Origin of the sequence: Clostridium sp. C8 (assembly GCF_001010885.1) — a bacterium.
GTDB classification, from domain to species: domain Bacteria; phylum Bacillota; class Clostridia; order Clostridiales; family Clostridiaceae; genus Clostridium; species Clostridium sartagoforme.
This window is the reverse complement of record NZ_LBMX01000063.1, coordinates 1-1,511: the sequence shown is the minus strand read 5'-3', so window position 1 is coordinate 1,511 and position 1,511 is coordinate 1. Positions and strand designations below refer to the sequence as shown.

The following is a 1,511-nucleotide window of genomic DNA, read 5'->3' as shown; positions in this document are numbered from 1 at the left end:
GGAGCTGTCGCATTAGTGGATTAAAATCCGTTAGCGATAGCTCCTTTTTCTATTCTATAAATTAACTTTTTAGGTGTTATTTTTATTTGCATGTAAATCAACTAAAAATAGGCGCACTTCAATAAGCCTCAGAAAAAAAGCTTTTTTAAAATTTAACTTATGAGGCTTTCTTCAATTCAAATAAGTGCTTACCAGTGCGGCCCGCTTGTATTTTACTATGTAATTTATTTATATTGTGTGCCATTGCAAGAAGTATACTTTCTGCTAATACATTCTTTTGCCCACGACACATAAATCTTCTGAAATTCATGTCTTGTTTTATTTGTGCAAAAGAACCTTCTGCTTGAATACTTCTGTTCATTCTAAGCAAGCAACCTTCTTCGCTTAGAATTCTTTCTAAATCAGACTTTCTTTGGCGATTAAACTTTTTTGATGTTTCAAATCTTTTTACTCTTTCTTCCAAAGGAGTTTTACAATTATTCCCTTTGATGCAACTACTCTTGTAAGTGCAATCATTGCAATCTTCACAAACATAAATTGTCTTTTCACTTTCATATCCTGTTTTAGATTTTCTAATTTTTATATTTTCAGCCTTTAACTGCTTACCATTTCGGCATATGTAGAAATCTTTTTCTTCATTGTAATCCATGTTTTCTATTTTACCGATATCATTTTTATATTTTCTTGTTTTTGATATTTCATAATTAGATGGCTTAATAAATGCTATTTGATTATTTTCTTCAATAAATGAATAGTTCTCCTCACTTTCATATCCAGCATCTGCAACTATTTTTAAGTATTTAAATTTTAAGTTTTCTTCCATGCTTTTCAAGAAAGGTATTAGCGTAGTTGTATCCGTTGGTTGTGGTCCAACTGTAAGCCATGTAATATATTCTGAATCTACACCATGCTGCACATTATAAGCTGGCTTAAGTTGACCGTTTTTCATAGCATCTTCTTTCATCCTCATAAATGTAGCATCAACATCAGTTTTTGAGTAACTGTTTCTATCTCCGCAAGTGTACACTTTTTGAGTATATTCTTTAAACTTTGAAAGATATTCTTCAAGTTTTTCTATTGATCGTTGCAATGCAGTTTTTCTTTTCCCACATCCGTGAACGAATTCTATTCCTTCTGATTTCTTTAGTGCATAAAGCTTTTTTCTAAGCTTTTTTACATGTTTCATTTGAACTTCATTTTTATAGATTAACTTAATATCATAAAGTTCTTCGCACTCTTTAACAAGGTCGGCCACTTTAATTAGCAATTTTGCCATGTTTTTTGTAACTGCCTTTTTCCAGACAAAAGTATATTTATTTGCATAAGCTTCTATTTTTGTGCCATCAATAAAGATAGCATCTCCTGATATCTCACCAATTTTATAAAGAAATTTAGCTGTTTCAGCTAAGATCCTTTCAGAACATGGAGCAAAATGAAGACTTCTAAATCTTGCAAATGTTGCATGATCCGGAGCGGATGCTCCCTCAAGCAAAAACATAAAATTAATGTCT

General features: G+C 31.3%; 1 protein-coding gene. It reads right to left on the bottom strand.

Going from position 1 to position 1,511, the window contains the following annotated elements:
- Positions 1 to 157 precede the first annotated feature (157 nt).
- Positions 158 to 1,511 (bottom strand): IS1182 family transposase (locus AAT22_RS10090; protein ID WP_047001107.1); only part of this gene is annotated, 1,354 nt, incomplete at its 5' end.